Genomic DNA, 15,432 nt, shown 5'->3' on the forward strand with positions numbered 1-15,432 from the left:
AGCGAGACTATCGGCAAGGTCGCGAGCGGCATCGAGCGCCGCTTCCTTACCGCAGTTAACGGCGCGTCCGACCGCTGCGCGCCCGAGGATCGCGCCTGCCTTCCGCACCTTGACTATACCACGTTTCGATTATCGATAGTGAAGCAAATCTTGACACCAGCAGGTGCAAAGCTAACTTGATTTAAGTTTCACTTGGTGCAGTCCGTTGTTTCAAGGGCGTTTTATGCAGCCGGATCCATCACACCCCCTGGAACCCGCCCCGATCACGCTCTGCGCCCTGCTCCTGGGCCGCACCCAGATCGGCATTTCGCGGGCCAGTGACGCCGCCCTGCCGGTTCTGGCCGCCCGGTCGATCCGCGAAAGCCTCCTGACCGCGCTTCGACAGGAAGGCCACGAATTCACCGAAAGCCGTTTCTTCACCTGGTTTGCCGGGCTGGACACGCTTTCGGAGGGCTCGCCCGCCAGTTTACGCCCTCCCAAGGCCCTCTGCCAAGCCATTCTAACCGAATTCCGGCACAATCCCTGGCCTCCCCTCGCCCTGGCCGCCGAAGCCCTTCTGCGGGCCTTCCTCGCCCCCAGCGACGTCCACCTCGGAACCGAGCACGAGGACGCCCATACCGCGGTCCAGGCGGCGCACGCGCTGATCGCCGCCATCGACGGCCCGGAGGACGCCCTCCCCTTTCATGCGGCCGCCCGCCTGTTCGCTGCCGCGGCCCGCTCGCCGCACTTCGCCCGCCAGATGCCCAGCCTCGCTCTGGTTCGCGGCATGGCCATGGAACAGCGCCCTACCGGCCATGCAGGCTGGGCGTTGGACATCCTCGCCGGGCGCTACCTCTCGCCGCGTCACGGGCTCCCTGCCGCGCTGCCTCTACCGGGCCTCGTGGTGCTACCCGCGGGACTTCCCGATGGCGATGACCCCGATGTTGCCCAGGAGGCGATAGCCGCCCTGCACGGCGCCTTTTCGCGGATCGATCGCTGGCTGACCGAAGCCGAACGCGACGGCGCGCGCATCTCGGCAGGCTTGCACGACCGTCGCAGTTCCGGCCGCGCGCGGGAACTGGCCGGCTATCTCGCCGGGTTCGGCCCGCTGCGCGGCGCGCAGATCGAAGCCCTGATCGGCGTCTCGCGCCCCGGCGTGCGCGTCCTCACCACCACCTTGAGCGAAGCCGGCCTCATCGAGACCCATGTTTCGCGCAACGCCGCGCGCGTCCACGCCTACCTGCCCTGGGAACCCGAAGCGCCCGCACCGCCACCGGCGCAGGAGAAGTTCACCCCCTCGCGCGAGGCCATCGACGATTACGAAGCCTCCATGCGCGCCATCGAGGACCTGCTGAAGCGCACGGCCGCCAGAGATGACGGCGATTGACGCCGACGAGTGACTATGCCCTCGGTCGACGGCGGCGCTCTTTGCAATCGCCACCTTTCGTCTGGAGGGCGCCGGCTTAACGGCCTCTGCCGATCCAGACGCGGCGCAAGGCAAACGGTCACAGCCCAGAAGAGATGACCCGGGTTGTCCGCCTTGCCTCTTCGCGCGAGGGTGACGAGTTTGCCGGCGGGGTTGCAGGTTCACCTGACCTGGGCCGAATTCTGGAGGACCGGGGCGAAAAACAGCCCTCCGGACCGATTTCAACGGCCTTCGCACGAATTTTCGCGGAAAATCGCGGTTTTCCAGCGCCCTGAGAGCGGCCTTCGTAGAGCGCTGAAACAGGCCCGGGGCAGGGTAAGGGCCCACCAGGGACCTGAAAGCGCTCTACGGGCTTCTCAGGGCAAAAATTTGACATGCCAGACGTGAGACCGGACCTCGGGTGCTGCGGTTTGAATCAATATGCGCCTCAAGGTTCGGAAATTGATTCAACTGGGGTTTCCGCGGCCAGCGAACGCGGCTGCCTTGCGGATTCATCCGGAGTGGCTTTGGACGCGAGGCAGCGGAGGGAAAGGCCCGCACTCTTGGCACCCCTTTTCAACCCGGCGCAGCCCCCTCCCCCATTTCTCCCAAAAGGCAAACTTCGTGCGGAGCGGTTAGAAAGGTGTTTAGAGGGATTCTGTTAGAAGAAGTTAGACCGCCGGGATCTGCGCTGCAGCGCCGCGAGTCCCGCGATTCGCATTTTCGGGCCATTCCCGAAGTGTCGTTGCTTCGTTCCCGAAGTGTCGTAGGACCTGTTCCCGAAAGGTCGAACGCGTGTTCCTGAAAGGTCGACGTGCTGTTCCCGAAGGGTCGAAACATGCGGTTTAGGCGTTCCCGGTGTGTCGAAGGCCTGAATTTCCGTCGGATATTTGAATCACTTTCCAAAGGGGTCGGTGTGGAAAGGTTCAATCGCGCCGCTCTCGCGCCAGCCTTCGTCGCGTTGCCGCTTCGCTTCACCTCCAGACGCGACACTTCGGGAACGGCCCGACCGGCGAACGACCAGAGACAGACGCGAGAAGAGGGGACGCGTTAAGAACGGGCGCTTGCGGTCGTCAGGATCACCTGCGCAAACGGGCCTATGTGCGACTGGGAATCTGGAGTTTCCTTTCCCCACCGCGAGAGGTCCTCGGGCCGCTTCATCGCCTTCCCTCAACTTGAGAGCAATCGCGGTTGGCGTCGAAATGAAGGAGGGGCGCCTGCCGCCACATCCGCGTCTTGCCGAATAGGGCGTGTCCGGGACGCAGAGACGGGGAGCGCGCAGCGATGCTGGGCCAGAGCTGGTGCCGGAATGGGCAAAGAGAAAGGCCCCGAAGCGGTTGTCGCTTCGGGGCCTTCGTTCTGAGGTCTGCGGCAGGATCGGGGAGCGGTCAGCCCCGCAAGTTGCGACCGTGCTTTTCGTGGTGGCGCTTGACCCAGCCCACGAAGGCGCGCTGCCAGTCGGCGGGGGTGCGGTCGGGAGAGGCGGCGATCCAGCGTTCGAACTCCGCATGCAGGGCGTGGAGGTCCCAGCCCGGGCACGTGCGGCGCAAGTGGTCGATGGTCTCGTCGGTCATGAAACCGCGCGTTGCGGCTTCCGACAGGCCGATGACGGTGCGGCGGATGAGCTGGCTGGCGTCGACCACGGGTTCATTCGGCGCGCCCGGGCGGGCGGCCGGAGACGTTGCCGAGACGGCAGGGGATGCGGCCGGTTTCCCCGGGGAAACGGCGGTGCGGGCGGCAGCTGTCGCGGAGACCTTGCGGGGACGGGCAGGGGCCTTGGGAGGCGTGGCCGCGTCGGTGGGCAGGGGCGCGCGGGGGGTGGCGAAGGCGCGATCGATGGCCTGTTCCATTTCGTCCTCGTTCGCGGCGGGACTGGCAGGCAATCCTTTTTCCGCGCCGCCCTTGCCGTCGACGCGGCGCATGCGGATCATCGGCTCACCGTCGCGCGCGGTTTCCAGCGACAGCGCGTAGCCGGGGAGGTCGTCTTTCTCGACCAGCTTCAGCATCTCGAACTTGAAGCGGCGGTATTGCCCTTCCGCGCCGGACTTCTCGAAGAGCACCGGCATGGAAATCGCAAAGCCGCCCTCGCCCGCGCCGCCGGCGTGCTTGCGTGCGACTTTGTAGAGCCAGCGTTCGCGGCCGCCGGTGATGTCGAAATAGGCCCGATCGATGGAGAGCACGCCGCCCTTCATCATCACGCCTTCCCAGAACCAGTTCGACAGTTCGATGGTCATGCCGCGCGAGCGTTCGGTGCGCTCGTCCACAAGCTGGGTCCAGCCATCGAGCCAGGAGAAGGTCGCCTCGCGGCGGTTCTCGGCACGGATGTTGGTCTTGATCGTCGTAGCCACGAGCCGATCGAGTGCCTGGCTGAGCAGTTCGTAGGCGCGGCCCGTGGTCGGCCGGCCAATGGCACGCAGCAGGTCATAAGGCATGAGGTGCAGCTTGCGCGGCACATCGTTGACGCCGCGGCGCGCCATGTCAGCGAGCATGCTGGCGCAGTAGATCAGGATGTCGGCATCCCAGATCGTGGCCATGCCGTAGTCCGGGTTGGCCGAGACGTGGACCCAGAGCTTGCTGTCGGGGCTGGTGTAATCGATCGGCTTGACGCGCTTGGACTTGGCGAGGCTGAAGAAGGGACGCTCCATCATCTCGCGCTGGTCGCGCATCGGCAGGTCCGCGATATACGGAAGGAACAGGTCGAACTGTTCAGAGGCCGTCTCTTTGCGTGGGCGACTCATTATCTCATTCCGAAGTCAGGACGGTGGACACAGGTTGACCCGGACACGGCGTTTCCCTGTTTCCCCGGGGAAACAAGAATCGGCGGATTCGGGTGATTCCCGGCATAATGGCGGCGCGCGGGGGGCTGGGCAAATGGCCGGAACGCTTGCTTGTGCAGAACTTGTGCGTGGTTTCGGGCGCCTGTGCGGCGGCCTGTGAGCGAGTCCGGATCGGCGATGGCTCCTCGGCTGCGAGCCGGGGGCGGGGGCAGGGGGTGTTTCCCCGGGGAAACACCGAAAGCGCAGCGGGTGCAGACATGAAAAAAGCAGGGGTGGCGCCCCTGCTTTTCGATCCGTCTTCCGGCAATGGAGGGAAGAGGGGGGCGTTTCGACGTTCTCGAAAAGCCAGGCCGCCTTCTTCCCTCCCGGTGTCATGTCTGCAGCCCGCGTCCCTCGCCATCGAGCTGGATGAGCAGGTTGCGCACGGCATTGACCACTTCGTCGCGGCTTGCGCCCGAACCCGCGTGGAGGCGGAGCGTCACGCCCTGGCGGTTGCTGGTCTGCACCGAGGCCATCGTACGGCCATGGCGCGATACGATGACCATCGGATCCGGCTTCACCCGCTCGGCGTCGGGCGCCGAGAGCAGGGCCTTGAGAACGTCCGCGGCGGGAAGGGTAGGGCGTCCATCGGCGCGGCGACCGGCCTGCTCACGCGCGAGGCGCGCCGCTTCCTTGCGCACGGCGGCGGCCTTGTCCTTATCGTCGAGCAACTGGGCCAGCGGATAGGCGGGCTTGAGCTGCACGTCGGCCGGCGAAGCGAAAGCCGAGAGCACCGCGTCGGGAATGGCGGCGACCTTGAGCATCTTCGACAGCCAGCCCTTGGAGAGCTTCAGCCGTTCGGCCATGCGGGTCATGTGGTTGCCGTAGTGGTCGCGCAGGGCCTGGGCGTAATTGCGGGCCCGTTCGAGATCCGAAACGTCCTTGCGTGCGCGGTTTTCGAGGTCGGCCAGGCGGAAAGCGGCTTCGTCATCCAGTTGGGCGACTTGCGCCACGAACTGCATGTCCGGATAGGAATGGCCGCGCAGCCAGGAGATCGACCAGTGGCGGCGGGTGCCGGCGATCACTTCGTAGTCGTGATCGGCATCGCCTTCGACCCGGCGCACGACGGCAGGGACTTTCTGTCCCCCTTCGGCGATGATCGAATCGATCAGTTCCTGGCAGGACTCTTCCGAGAGGTGGGCATAGGAACGGGCATTGCCCGGCCAGATCCGCACGCGTGCCGGATCGAGCAGCAGCTGGGTGACCTGCCGCACTTCGCCGGTGGCGACACGGGCGAGGGCGCTCTCGCGCCCCAGCAGAGTGGTGCCGCGCGTCCTTTCGGTGCGGGGCCTGCCTTCCAGGCCGCCTGTGTGCCCGGATACCTGCCCGGATGCGGACAAGGCCGATTGCGCAGGGAACGAGCCGTCCTCGGCCGCGACATTGGCGGCGGGCGCCATGTCGTCATCCAGGTTCAGGTCGTCGTCGGAAAGCAGGGCGGCGAGATAGTCGGATTGCTTGCGGGCCATGGCTTACCTCAAAGATAGCTGGCGAGAAGAAGGGCGAGAATCGCGCCGGAACATATGACGAACAAAATCCTTGTAGGAAAACGTTTTTTCGTCCGTTGCGAGGAGCTTAGCCATTGACCAGCAAGTCCTCGTCCACCCGCTGCGAGCGGCCCCATCCGGTGCGTACCAGTTGTTCGATCTGGCCCAGGGCCTCGTCGAGATTGGCCTTGCAGCGCTTGTGCGTCCGCGGTGTGCCGATGGCCTTTTCCAGCTCGTAGACGGTCATCATGCGCAAGGCGGCATGGCTGATCTCGGCACTTTCCAGGATCGGCACCGGCAGCAGGGCCGGGCCGAACGTCTGCTCCATGATGGAGCGGACCATCTCGTGGCTGGGATCGTTGCCGTCGAACTTCGAGCAGATCAGGCGGACGAAGGAATAGTCCACCGAGATGCCCGCGCCCACCAGCTGTTCGAGCACCTGGTCCATCATCGAGAGGAACTGCACCGTCGAACAGAAGTCGGGCGTGGTGGCGGCCAGCGGCACGAGCAGCGCATTGGCGGCCTGCATCACCGCGAGCGAGATCGTGCCCAGCGCCGGCGGCGGATCGAGGATCACCACGTCATATTCGCGCGCCAGATCCATCAGGCCCTGCTTCAGCTTGCGGAAGCGTGCGGCCAACACCGACTGACCATCCGCACCCGCCGCGGCGAGTTCATATTCGACGTCGAAGAGTTCGAGGTTCGAAGGGATCAGGTCGACATTGGGCCAAGGCGTCCGCTTGACCGCGTAGAGCAGGTCGGCCTGAGTGGGGTCGATCGAGAGGTAGGGGTAGAGCGTCTCTTCCCGCGTGATGTTGAAGTGCGGGTTGAAGCCGAACAGCGTGGTCGTGGTGGCCTGGCTGTCGCAATCGACGACGAGCACACGGTAGCCCTGCACCGCGAAATAGTGCGCAAGGTGCGTTGTGACCGTTGACTTGCCGACGCCGCCCTTGAAGTTCTGCACAGCGATCATCGCCGGAACATCGAGCGGCGCGCGGGCAGGGGAGGCGCCCAGAACTTCACGCATGTGGAGCATTTCCTCCACCGTATAGCCCAAGCGGCGACCGTTGCCGGCGGCGGGCGGCGGCGGCAGGCGCCCGTCGTCCTCGGCCATGCGAATCCGGTTGGTGGAGCAGCCGAGCAGTGTCGCGGCCTCGGCAATGCCGAAACGAACGTTGAGGCCCTTGCGGCTTTCGGGCAAGAAGGCCTTGCGCCGCAGCCGTTCGATCATCTTCTCTCCGGCTTGCGCCATTTCCGAGATACGGTCGACTTGTGAATGCATGTCCCGCCTGCAAAATACTTTTGAACGAGTTTGCAGGTATATGCCTGGGGCGATGTTCAGTCGAGCGCAAAAATCCGGGAAAGCATGACTATCTGTGGGTTTCTGGGGCGTTGCGTCCGATCAGTGCGGCCATGAGGCAAAGGTCTCGGCAATAAACCACGAAGCGGCGGAAGGATTCAATTGCCGGCCGCAGTCACGTACCGCGCGGTGTCACAAGGTGATTCGCACGCCGCTACCAGTCCGCGCCATTGATGGTCTTGCCTGCGACTCTTTCCAAGCGCCCCCGCTTGGCGAGGTAGAGCCGGGCGTCCGCCTCGTCGAGCAAGACGGTCAGATCCTCCCTGCCGTTGCTGGTCACGACAGTGCCGATGGACGCGGTGATCGCCAGCGTCAGATCGCCCACCAGGAAGGGCTGGGCGATCGCCGCCACCAGCCTTTGCGCCAGGAACTCCGCTTCCTCGCCGCGATGAAGGCCATATTGGAGCACGGCGAATTCGTCTCCGCCCAGGCGGGCGACGATATCTCCGCTGCGGATCGCCCCGCGCAGCCGGTCCGCCACGAGGGCGAGCAACATGTCGCCGATGCTGTGGCCGTAATCGTCGTTCACCGGCTTGAAGCCGTTGAGGTCCAGATAATGCACCGCGATCAGCCCGGAAGACGAGATGAGGCGCGTGTTCTCGTCGAAGTATTCGCGCAAGGCGAGGCGATTGGGCAGGGCGGTCAGGCTGTCGCTGCGGGCCAGCGAGACCGAGAGCAGGCGCTTGCCGATCTCCGCCTTGACGATCTCGAAGCGCATTTTCAGCGCCTGCATCCCGCCGACCAGATAGGCCGCGGTGATCAGGGCCGTCCCTATATATAAAGGTGTGCCGTGCAGGGCCGCCGTGACGACGATCGGTCCCGCCGCCGCCAGCATCGAGAGATTGGCGATGGCCGGCCTTCGCCCGACGCCCGTGACCACGCCCGCGCAGAAGCCCATGACGGTGCAGATCACCAGCATGTGTGCCTGCGGGTCCGGCAGGGCGAAGACCCGCGCGCCGAAAGTCCCCAGCAGGATCGCGAAGCCGACATAGGGAACGGCAAAAGCCACTTCGAGCCGCCGCGCCTCGGCCTTGGCGATCACCCCGGTCAAGGCGCGTTGCCGGAAGCGCCGGGCCACCTCGATGCGGGCGATCCAGGTGAGCAGCGCGGCCGAGCCGACCAGCAGAACCGCGCGGTCCTCGCTGGAATGGTAGACGAGAACGAAACAGACGAGAAAGATCACGAGCATGTAGAGCGCCTGCGCGATCGTCTCGTAGAGACTGCGCACGAGTTCGACATAGGCCCGCTCCGCCAGGCTTTCGACAGGCACCGTCTCCGCGGATGACGTTTCGCCCGGTGACGGGGTCATGGCTCTCTCCCAATCCGCTTTGCGGATATTCTCTCTTCACCTCGTTGAAATCGTCGAGCCCCTCGGTAGTTGCCCGGGGAGCGCCGACGGCGAGGCGACTGGCTGCTATACTTATAGCGCCGCGGGATGAACGGATCGCTTATCATTTCCTGGGCGGCGATGGGCTTTGCATGTCCGCAGGAGCGGTGATCGGCGCCGAACGGGCAGGGCAACGCCTGCGTCCAAGGGCTAATTTGTAGCCGAAACGACCTATATCCGCTTTCCGGCGCCTTGCGGGCCTTTCCCCGGCCGACAGGCGGTTGGAGCCGACCTGGCGGCGATTTGCGTAACCTGTCCAAGGTCGTTTTTAGGGCTCTCTTCGGCCCTCATAATCTTAGATAATAGCTATAAATCAGGATGTTAATGAACTCATCCCGGTGATCGTCATCGCCACGACCAATCCCGGCGGAAATCCGGATATGGTTACCGATTTCCTGCCGGCCCTGCCGTTTTCCGCGCCCTGAAGCCGGCTTTGCGTAGCCTCGGCGACGGGGCTGCCCCGACCGTCGGCCGACAAACCCGCATAACCGCCTCGAAGCAGCCGCTCCGGCTCCAGTTCGGGATGCCGGGCGAGTCCATGTTCTTCATCTTGCGGGGAAAGCTCTTCCGACACTTCACCCCCGCAAACACCATCAGGCGATCACGAACCATGACGGCTTCGGCAATTCCCTCACCCCCAGGCCGGTCCCGGAGGCTGGCGCGAAAGCTGGGCCTGCTGATGGCGGGCCTCTTGCTTCCGTCGATGCCGTTCCAGGCCGCGCAGGCGCAGATCGCCGCGCCCTCTCCGCAGGCCCCGATCATCGACCGCGACCGTGTGGACCGGCAGGATCCCGACGTGCCGCGGGTGCCGGCACCGGCGCAAGTGCCCCAGGCGCAAACCCCCGTGGTCGCCACGCCAGCGGCACCTTCGGGCGGAGCCGGCGTCGCGCTGACCGGCCTGCGATACGAAGGCTCCACTCTGCCCAAGCCGCTGCTCGACAAGGCCGTCGCCGCTTTCATCGGCGCCCCGTTGAACCGGGACAACCTGCAGAAGATCGCCAACGCCATCAGCACTACTTATGGGCAGAGCGACATCGCCTTCTTCGCCGTGTCGATCCCGCAGCAAGTGCCCACCGGCGGCGTGCTCACGGTCCGCGTGCTGGAAGGGCGCATCACCCGCTACACGCTGGACGGCAAGACGCGCAGCACCCCGACGCGCCTGATCGACGCGCAAGTGAAGCGCCTCCTGCGCGAGACGCCGACTCACAAGTCCACCATCGAGCGCACCATTTCCCTACTGCGCGACATTCCCGGCCAGACCGTGCAGGCCAGCCTGAAGCAGACGCCGACCCCCGGCGAGCTGGCGCTCGACCTCAAGGTGGACCGCAAGCAAGTGGACGTCACGCTGAACGTCAACAACAACGGCATCGTCAATGTCACCACGGGCGTGCAGACCCAGCTTTCGGTCGCGGTGAACGGCGTGCTGCGCGAAGGCGATACCACGCGCTTCTCGGGGAACCTGCCGTTCAACCCGGATCGCTACCAGTTCTACTCGCTGAGCCACGCCACGCCGATCGGCTCCAACGGCACCACTCTGGGCGTCAGCGACGCCTATGTCCGCACCAAGACGCGCGACCTGAACATCATCGGCGAAGCGAAGCAGGGCGGCATCGCCATCTCGCACCCGCTGATCCGCTCCTATCGCCGCAATCTCTCCCTGAGCCTTTCGCTCGACGGGACGAACAGCACCAATTACTTCCTCGATACGGCGTTCGGCGGTTTCAAGACGCGGGCTTTGCGGCTCGGCACGGTATGGTCGTCGATCGACAAGACCGGCGGCTATGCCATCTCCACCAGTCTGAGCCAGGGCCTGGACGCCTTGGGCGCGCGGCCGATCGAGGGCTATTCCGATGCCTCGTTCCGCAAGGCCAATGTGCAGCTCACGGCGATCAAGGAATTGACCAAGGCCGTCTCCGTCAAGGCCACGCTGCGCGGCCAATATAGCGGCGACCGGTTGCCGACCACCGAGCGCTTCCCCTTGGGCGGCGAGGGCGCGGGCATGGCTTACCGCATCGGCATCATCACCTCGGACAAGGCAGCCGCAGGCAGTCTGGAACTGTCCTGGCGCGTCGCGGGCAAGCCAGCGGGTGCCACGCGCGGCCTGACCGTCTTTGCCTATACCGATGGAGCGCTGGCGCACAGCTACGAGCGACCAGCCTACCGACTGGCGGCTCAGGACTTTTCGCTGGCGACCGCAGGTGCCGGGGTACGGGTAACGCCGGTCAAGGGCTGGACTGCGACTGCACAAATTGCAGTACCTGTCAAGTCTCCATCAGAGTTCTACAGTAAAAAGGCGCGGTTCTTCTTCAGCGTCAATCGGACGGTCTGATTTGCGCTTTTGCGTGTACGCAAAACGCCCGGCGCTTTCCGTGCGAGCCGTTTCACTGGATCATGAAATTCACGCGTCGAAGGAATGGGGCGGACGATGAAGAATGTTTGGGAAGTCTGGACCAGTGCGTTCACCGATGCCGAGTGCGACGCCATCATCAAGCGTGCCGAGGGATATGCGGAACAGGACGCAACGATCGGGTTCTCCGGCAACTTGCGCAGTGATCTTGGGCATCGCACTTCGACAGTCCGCTGGTTGGACGCCGGGCGCGAGAAGGACATTGTTTCGCGTGTCATGGATTTCGTCCGCCCCTCCAACCGCACGAACTTCGGCGTGGAGATCGAAGCGCCTTACGAACTTCAGTTCACGGAATACCGCGCCACGAACAAAGGGCATTACGATTGGCATCAGGACGTGTGGCTCGAATCCACCCGCCCCTTTGCGCGCAAGCTGTCTGTCGTCGTCCAGCTATCCAACGCCAGCGACTACAACGGCGGTGCGTTCGAGTTCTTCGGGATCGCCAACCCGGCCGAGCAATTCGCGCCGCGTGGCAGTCTGCTGATCTTTCCGTCCTTCCTTCAGCACCGCGTATTGCCCGTCATCGAAGGGACACGGCGCAGCCTTGTCACTTGGGTCGAAGGCCCCAACTGGCGTTGATCCGGGGCGGCGAAGGCAACGGGGCGGGCGTCGAGAGTGCCTGCAGCCGCGCAGGGGACCGTAACCGCACCGAAGTGGTGCCATAACTCCGCCGATACGAACATTGTTTAACACCCGCTTTGCGAAAAGCGCGGATATGAAAAGGGCTTGGTCAGAGGTTGTGGAGAGTGACATGGGCGGGTTTGTACGGGACATTTTGACGACCTTGTCCTACGAACCTCATCCGGCCGAAGCGGCGGGCGTGGACGGTGAAGCGCTGTCGCGGCTCGATCAGCGCCTTGCCGGATTTGCGCAGGGCAGCGGCAGGGCCCGCACGGCGATTTCCATTCGCCCTTCCGATTGCAGCGTCTGGGATGGCAACCCGCGCGATGTGCCCGGCCTCTCGGCGGAAAGCTGCCGCTCGCTGATCGAATCGATCGCGCAGGAAGACGGAAATCGCATTCCCGTGCTCGTTCGCCACAATGCACCCGGCGCCGATCATCCCTATCAGTTGCTGGTCGGCAGCCGCCGTCGCTTCTCGGTGGACTGGCTGAATCACAATGGCCGGCCGGAGATTCGGCTGACAGCGCTCATCGTCGATCTCACTGACGAAGAAGCATTTCGCCTCGCGGATATCGAAAATCGCGAGCGGGAAGACATCACCGAGCTGGACCGCGCCCGCAGCTATCAGAATGCGGTCGACAGGTTCTACGGCGGGGTGCAATCGCGCATGGCCGAAGCGCTGAACCTGTCGAACAGCCAGTTGAGCCGCCTGCTGTCCCTCGCGCAGATGCCGGACGAAGTCGTCAATGCCTTCGCCACGCGTGACGAACTGCGGGTGCGCCACTCCGAAGTGCTGACGCCGCTGCTGCGCCGTGCCGAACAGCGGGAACGCCTGCTGGTCAGCGCACGCCTGATCGGGGAAGAGCAGCAACGCCTCGCCGCCGGGGGAGAGCGAATGATCCCGGCCGCCACCGTTCTTGCCCGTCTGAAGGACGCCGCCAAGGAAGGCGACATCCGGCGCGGCAATGATCGGCCCCTGGTTCTCGGCGATGCACGCGTGGGCCGCATCCGGGCCGGAAGGGAAGGGCTGGCCGTGGACCTGCTCGTTTCCGAAGAAACCGACATCGACGCCTTGCTCGTTACCTTGCGGGACGCCCTGATCGACAGCCGCCGCCTTCTCTCGGTAGAGCCAGAGCCGGCCGCCTGACCGAGCCGGCCATAGCGGCTTCCGTGGCCGTTCGCGGCGGTGAAGGGCAACTCGTCGGCGCTGACGGGGGGAGACCAGGTATTTCGTCACCCCTCTGGCCGGGCGGGATTTCTCCCAATCTTTCAGTCTTTGGCTGAGCCGATTCGCCGGCTAACCGGCGGGGCTTCGAAGGTGGCGGCGGTTGAATTCGTGGCTGACAGATTTTCTCCAGCCATGACGGGCGCCGTCTTCGGCAGCCTGTTCCAAACAATAGTCTTTTCGGTTCTAACCGCTCGGCAGGCGGTTTGGCCGACTTGCGCGCCTTGCGTGCTTCCTTCCCCTCCGATCCGACGATGAGCGTGGTCTTTGCGTGGCACCAGCCCCGCAATGGCCCGATTTTCCGTGCGCGATAGCACCTTTGCTCATTCCCGATGCGGGACTGTCGCAAGTCCGGGATCGGCAGTTTCAGGCCGGTTCCATCTGGCCGCGAAGCGCCTCCGAACTGTGCCTAGGCTCCGACGCAGTGGGCATTTTCATGGAGGTTAACACGATGCCGCGTCAACAATCGCGCCGATCCGCCAGGCACCTTCTGCTTTGTGCGACGGCTATCCCGCTTCTTCTCCTGGGCGCCTGTGCCGATGGCGTCGGCTTCCGCGTCGGCGCCGGTGGCGGCTCGCCCTCGGGCCCAAGCGGTCCAACCGGACCCACAGGCCCGACCAGCCCCACCGGCCCGACTGGCCCATCCGGCCCCAGCGGCCCTTCCGATCCCAGTGGCCCTTCCGATCCCAGTGGCCCTTCCGATCCCAGTGGCCCCACAGGCCCTACCAATCCGAGCGGCCCTACCGGTCCGACTGATCCGAGCGGCCCGACGGGTCCGGCCGGTCCGACCGGTCCCACAGGACCCACCGGGCCAACCGACCCCAGCGGTCCCGCTGGCCCCACCGGTCCCGACGGCCCAAGCGGTCCGACTGGACCAACTGGCCCCACCGGCCCAACCAGCCCGACTGGTCCAGCAGGCCCTACCGGGCCGGCCGGTCCGACCGGTCCAACTGGTCCTACCGGCCCCGCAGGCCCCGCAGGCCCGACAGGACCGACCGGCCCGACTGGTCCCACCGGACCCACGAGCCCGACCGGGCCCACGGATCCCAGCGGCAGCACCAGCTTCACCGGACCGATTGCGGGCGTGAACGTCGGCGGTGGCAGCCTGCTCGGCCAGAGCGGTTCGAGCACGCTGATCGACGTCAATGTCGCGCCGGATACCGCCTCCACCAGCAGCACCGGCCTGGCCGTCGACTTGCTCACTGGAGACGGCAAGGCCGTGCAGGTAACGCTGCCGACCACCGCGGCGCAGACCCAGCAGGCGCTCGCGCCGGTCGGTGCGTTGGCCGGGGCCCTGCTTGGCGATCAGGCCGGAACCACGGTGACGCAGCTCACCAACGGACTGGCGCCGACGGTGGCCACGCTGACCTCCACGGTGGACGGCGTCGCCTCGCCGCTGCTCGATACCGTGAACGGCGTGCTCTCGCCCGTGCTGGGTGAGACCGGATTGCTGGCCCCTGTCACCGGCCAGGTCGGCGGTCTCGTCGAGGGACTGACCGGCTCGCTGGGCGGTGCGGGCGGCCCGGCACGGACATATGACGGTCCGCTGCTGGGTGTCGACCTGGGCAACACGGCCCTGACCGGGGCGAGCACCGGCGATACTCTGGTGGGCCTCAATGTCCTCGCCGAAGGGGCGGGCCAGACCACGGGGCAGCTCGTGACGGCCAGTGTGCTGTCCAATGGCAATATCGCGGAACTGGGCCTGCCGACTACGGCGGAAGGCGTCGCTGCCGGACTTGCACCTGTCGGCAACCTGGCCGGTGCTCTGCTGGGCGAGCAGGCCGGCGGCGCGGTCGACCAGTTGACCAGCGGCCTTGCGCCAGTGGTGGCGCCGGTGACGGCCGTCGTGGACAGCGTGACATCGCCTCTGCTGGGCACCGTCAACAGCGCACTTGGCGGCGTTGTCGGCGGTGTGACGGGAGGCGTGACCGGAGGATTGGGATCGGGTGACGGCGGCGCGGCAGCGGTGCTGGCCCCTGTCACCGGCGCGGTCGACTCGCTGGTCGGCGGCCTGGCGGGCGGCGCGACGGGCGGAGCCGGGGGCGTTTTGGCGCCGGTCACCGGACTTGTCGAAGGCGTCGTCGGCGGCTTGACGGGCAGCGGAACGGGGGCAGGCGCCGCCCTCGCGCCCGTGACAGGCGCGGTCGACACCTTGCTGAGCGGCACGAACCAGGGCGGCGCCCTGGCCCCGGTAACAGGCGCCGTCACCGGCGTGGTGCAAGGCGTGGTCGGCGGCCTGACCGGCGGCGCGGCCGAAAGCACGGCGCCGCTCGCTCCGGTGACAGGCGCGGTCAACGCGCTGGTGGGCGGTGTCACCGGTGCGGCAACGGGTGCCGGCACCGGAGCCGGGACCGGGGCGTCCAATGGTCTGGGCTCCGCACTCGCACCGGTCACCGGTCTCGTAGGCTCGCTGCTCGGGGGGCTTGGCGGCCGCACGAACTGATCGTCATGCGTGCCCGGCGCCCCACAACCCCATGGCCGGGCACGCGAACGACCCCCGCCTTCTGACCGAAGGGGGGTGGGGGAGAAGAGGCAGTCCCGGCGACGGGGCTGCCTCTTCGATTCTGGCCGCCCAAGCCGCCGCCCAAGCCGCCGCCCAAGCCGCCGCCCAAGCCGCCGCCCAAGCCGCCGCCCAAGCCGCCGCCCAAGCCGCCGCCCAAGCCGCCGCCCAAGCCGCCGCCCAAGCCGCCGCCCAAGCCGCCGCCCAAGCCGCCGCCCAAGCCGCCGCCCAAGCCGCCGCCCAAGCCG

The 15,432-nt window shown here is 66.0% G+C and carries 10 protein-coding genes; 5 read left to right on the top strand and 5 right to left on the bottom strand.

All coding sequences use genetic code 11. The features are described 5' to 3' along the window. Positions 1-223 precede the first annotated feature (223 nt). Positions 224-1,366: a hypothetical protein gene (locus EDF58_RS17325; protein WP_132267790.1), complete on the top strand. Its 1,143-nt coding sequence runs from the start codon at positions 224-226 to the stop codon at positions 1,364-1,366. A 1,406-nt stretch (positions 1,367-2,772) separates the two neighbouring features. Here the strand turns inward: EDF58_RS17325 and EDF58_RS17330 are convergent. The 5 genes from EDF58_RS17330 to EDF58_RS17350 form a co-directional block, all read right to left on the bottom strand. Next, positions 2,773-4,122, bottom strand: coding sequence for a replication initiator protein A (locus tag EDF58_RS17330; protein ID WP_132267791.1), 1,350 nt, complete (start codon positions 4,120-4,122; stop codon positions 2,773-2,775). A 410-nt stretch (positions 4,123-4,532) separates the two neighbouring features. Further along, a complete protein-coding gene (locus EDF58_RS17335) occupies positions 4,533-5,666 on the bottom strand; it encodes a ParB/RepB/Spo0J family partition protein (protein WP_132267793.1) in 1,134 nt (377 codons plus the stop codon). 106 nt (positions 5,667-5,772) lie between these two features. Then, positions 5,773-6,966, bottom strand: coding sequence for an AAA family ATPase (locus EDF58_RS17340; protein WP_132267795.1), 1,194 nt, complete (start codon positions 6,964-6,966; stop codon positions 5,773-5,775). A 232-nt stretch (positions 6,967-7,198) separates the two neighbouring features. Beyond that, on the bottom strand, positions 7,199-8,353 hold the full coding sequence (locus EDF58_RS17345; protein ID WP_132267796.1) for a diguanylate cyclase: 1,155 nt from the start codon (positions 8,351-8,353) through the stop codon (positions 7,199-7,201). A gap of 391 nt (positions 8,354-8,744) precedes the next feature. After that, complete coding sequence (locus tag EDF58_RS17350) at positions 8,745-9,005, bottom strand: hypothetical protein (RefSeq protein WP_132267798.1); 261 nt, start codon at positions 9,003-9,005, stop codon at positions 8,745-8,747. A 105-nt stretch (positions 9,006-9,110) separates the two neighbouring features. Between EDF58_RS17350 and EDF58_RS17355 the strand changes: the two genes are divergently transcribed. The 4 genes from EDF58_RS17355 (at position 9,111) to EDF58_RS26390 (ending at position 15,127) form a co-directional block, all read left to right on the top strand. Further along, entirely contained in the window at positions 9,111-10,760 is a 1,650-nt protein-coding gene (locus EDF58_RS17355; protein ID WP_243654332.1) for a ShlB/FhaC/HecB family hemolysin secretion/activation protein, read from the top strand. 96 nt (positions 10,761-10,856) lie between these two features. Then, positions 10,857-11,417 (top strand): 2OG-Fe(II) oxygenase, encoded by a 561-nt coding sequence (locus tag EDF58_RS17360; RefSeq protein ID WP_132267801.1) that lies wholly within the window; start codon positions 10,857-10,859, stop codon positions 11,415-11,417. A gap of 172 nt (positions 11,418-11,589) precedes the next feature. After that, on the top strand, positions 11,590-12,606 hold the full coding sequence (locus EDF58_RS17365; RefSeq protein WP_132267803.1) for a ParB/RepB/Spo0J family partition protein: 1,017 nt from the start codon (positions 11,590-11,592) through the stop codon (positions 12,604-12,606). A gap of 1,162 nt (positions 12,607-13,768) precedes the next feature. Next, entirely contained in the window at positions 13,769-15,127 is a 1,359-nt protein-coding gene (locus tag EDF58_RS26390; RefSeq protein ID WP_243654333.1) for a hypothetical protein, read from the top strand. Positions 15,128-15,432 lie beyond the last annotated feature (305 nt).

Source organism: Novosphingobium sp. PhB57 (assembly GCF_004342985.1).
Classification (GTDB): Bacteria; Pseudomonadota; Alphaproteobacteria; order Sphingomonadales; family Sphingomonadaceae; genus Novosphingobium.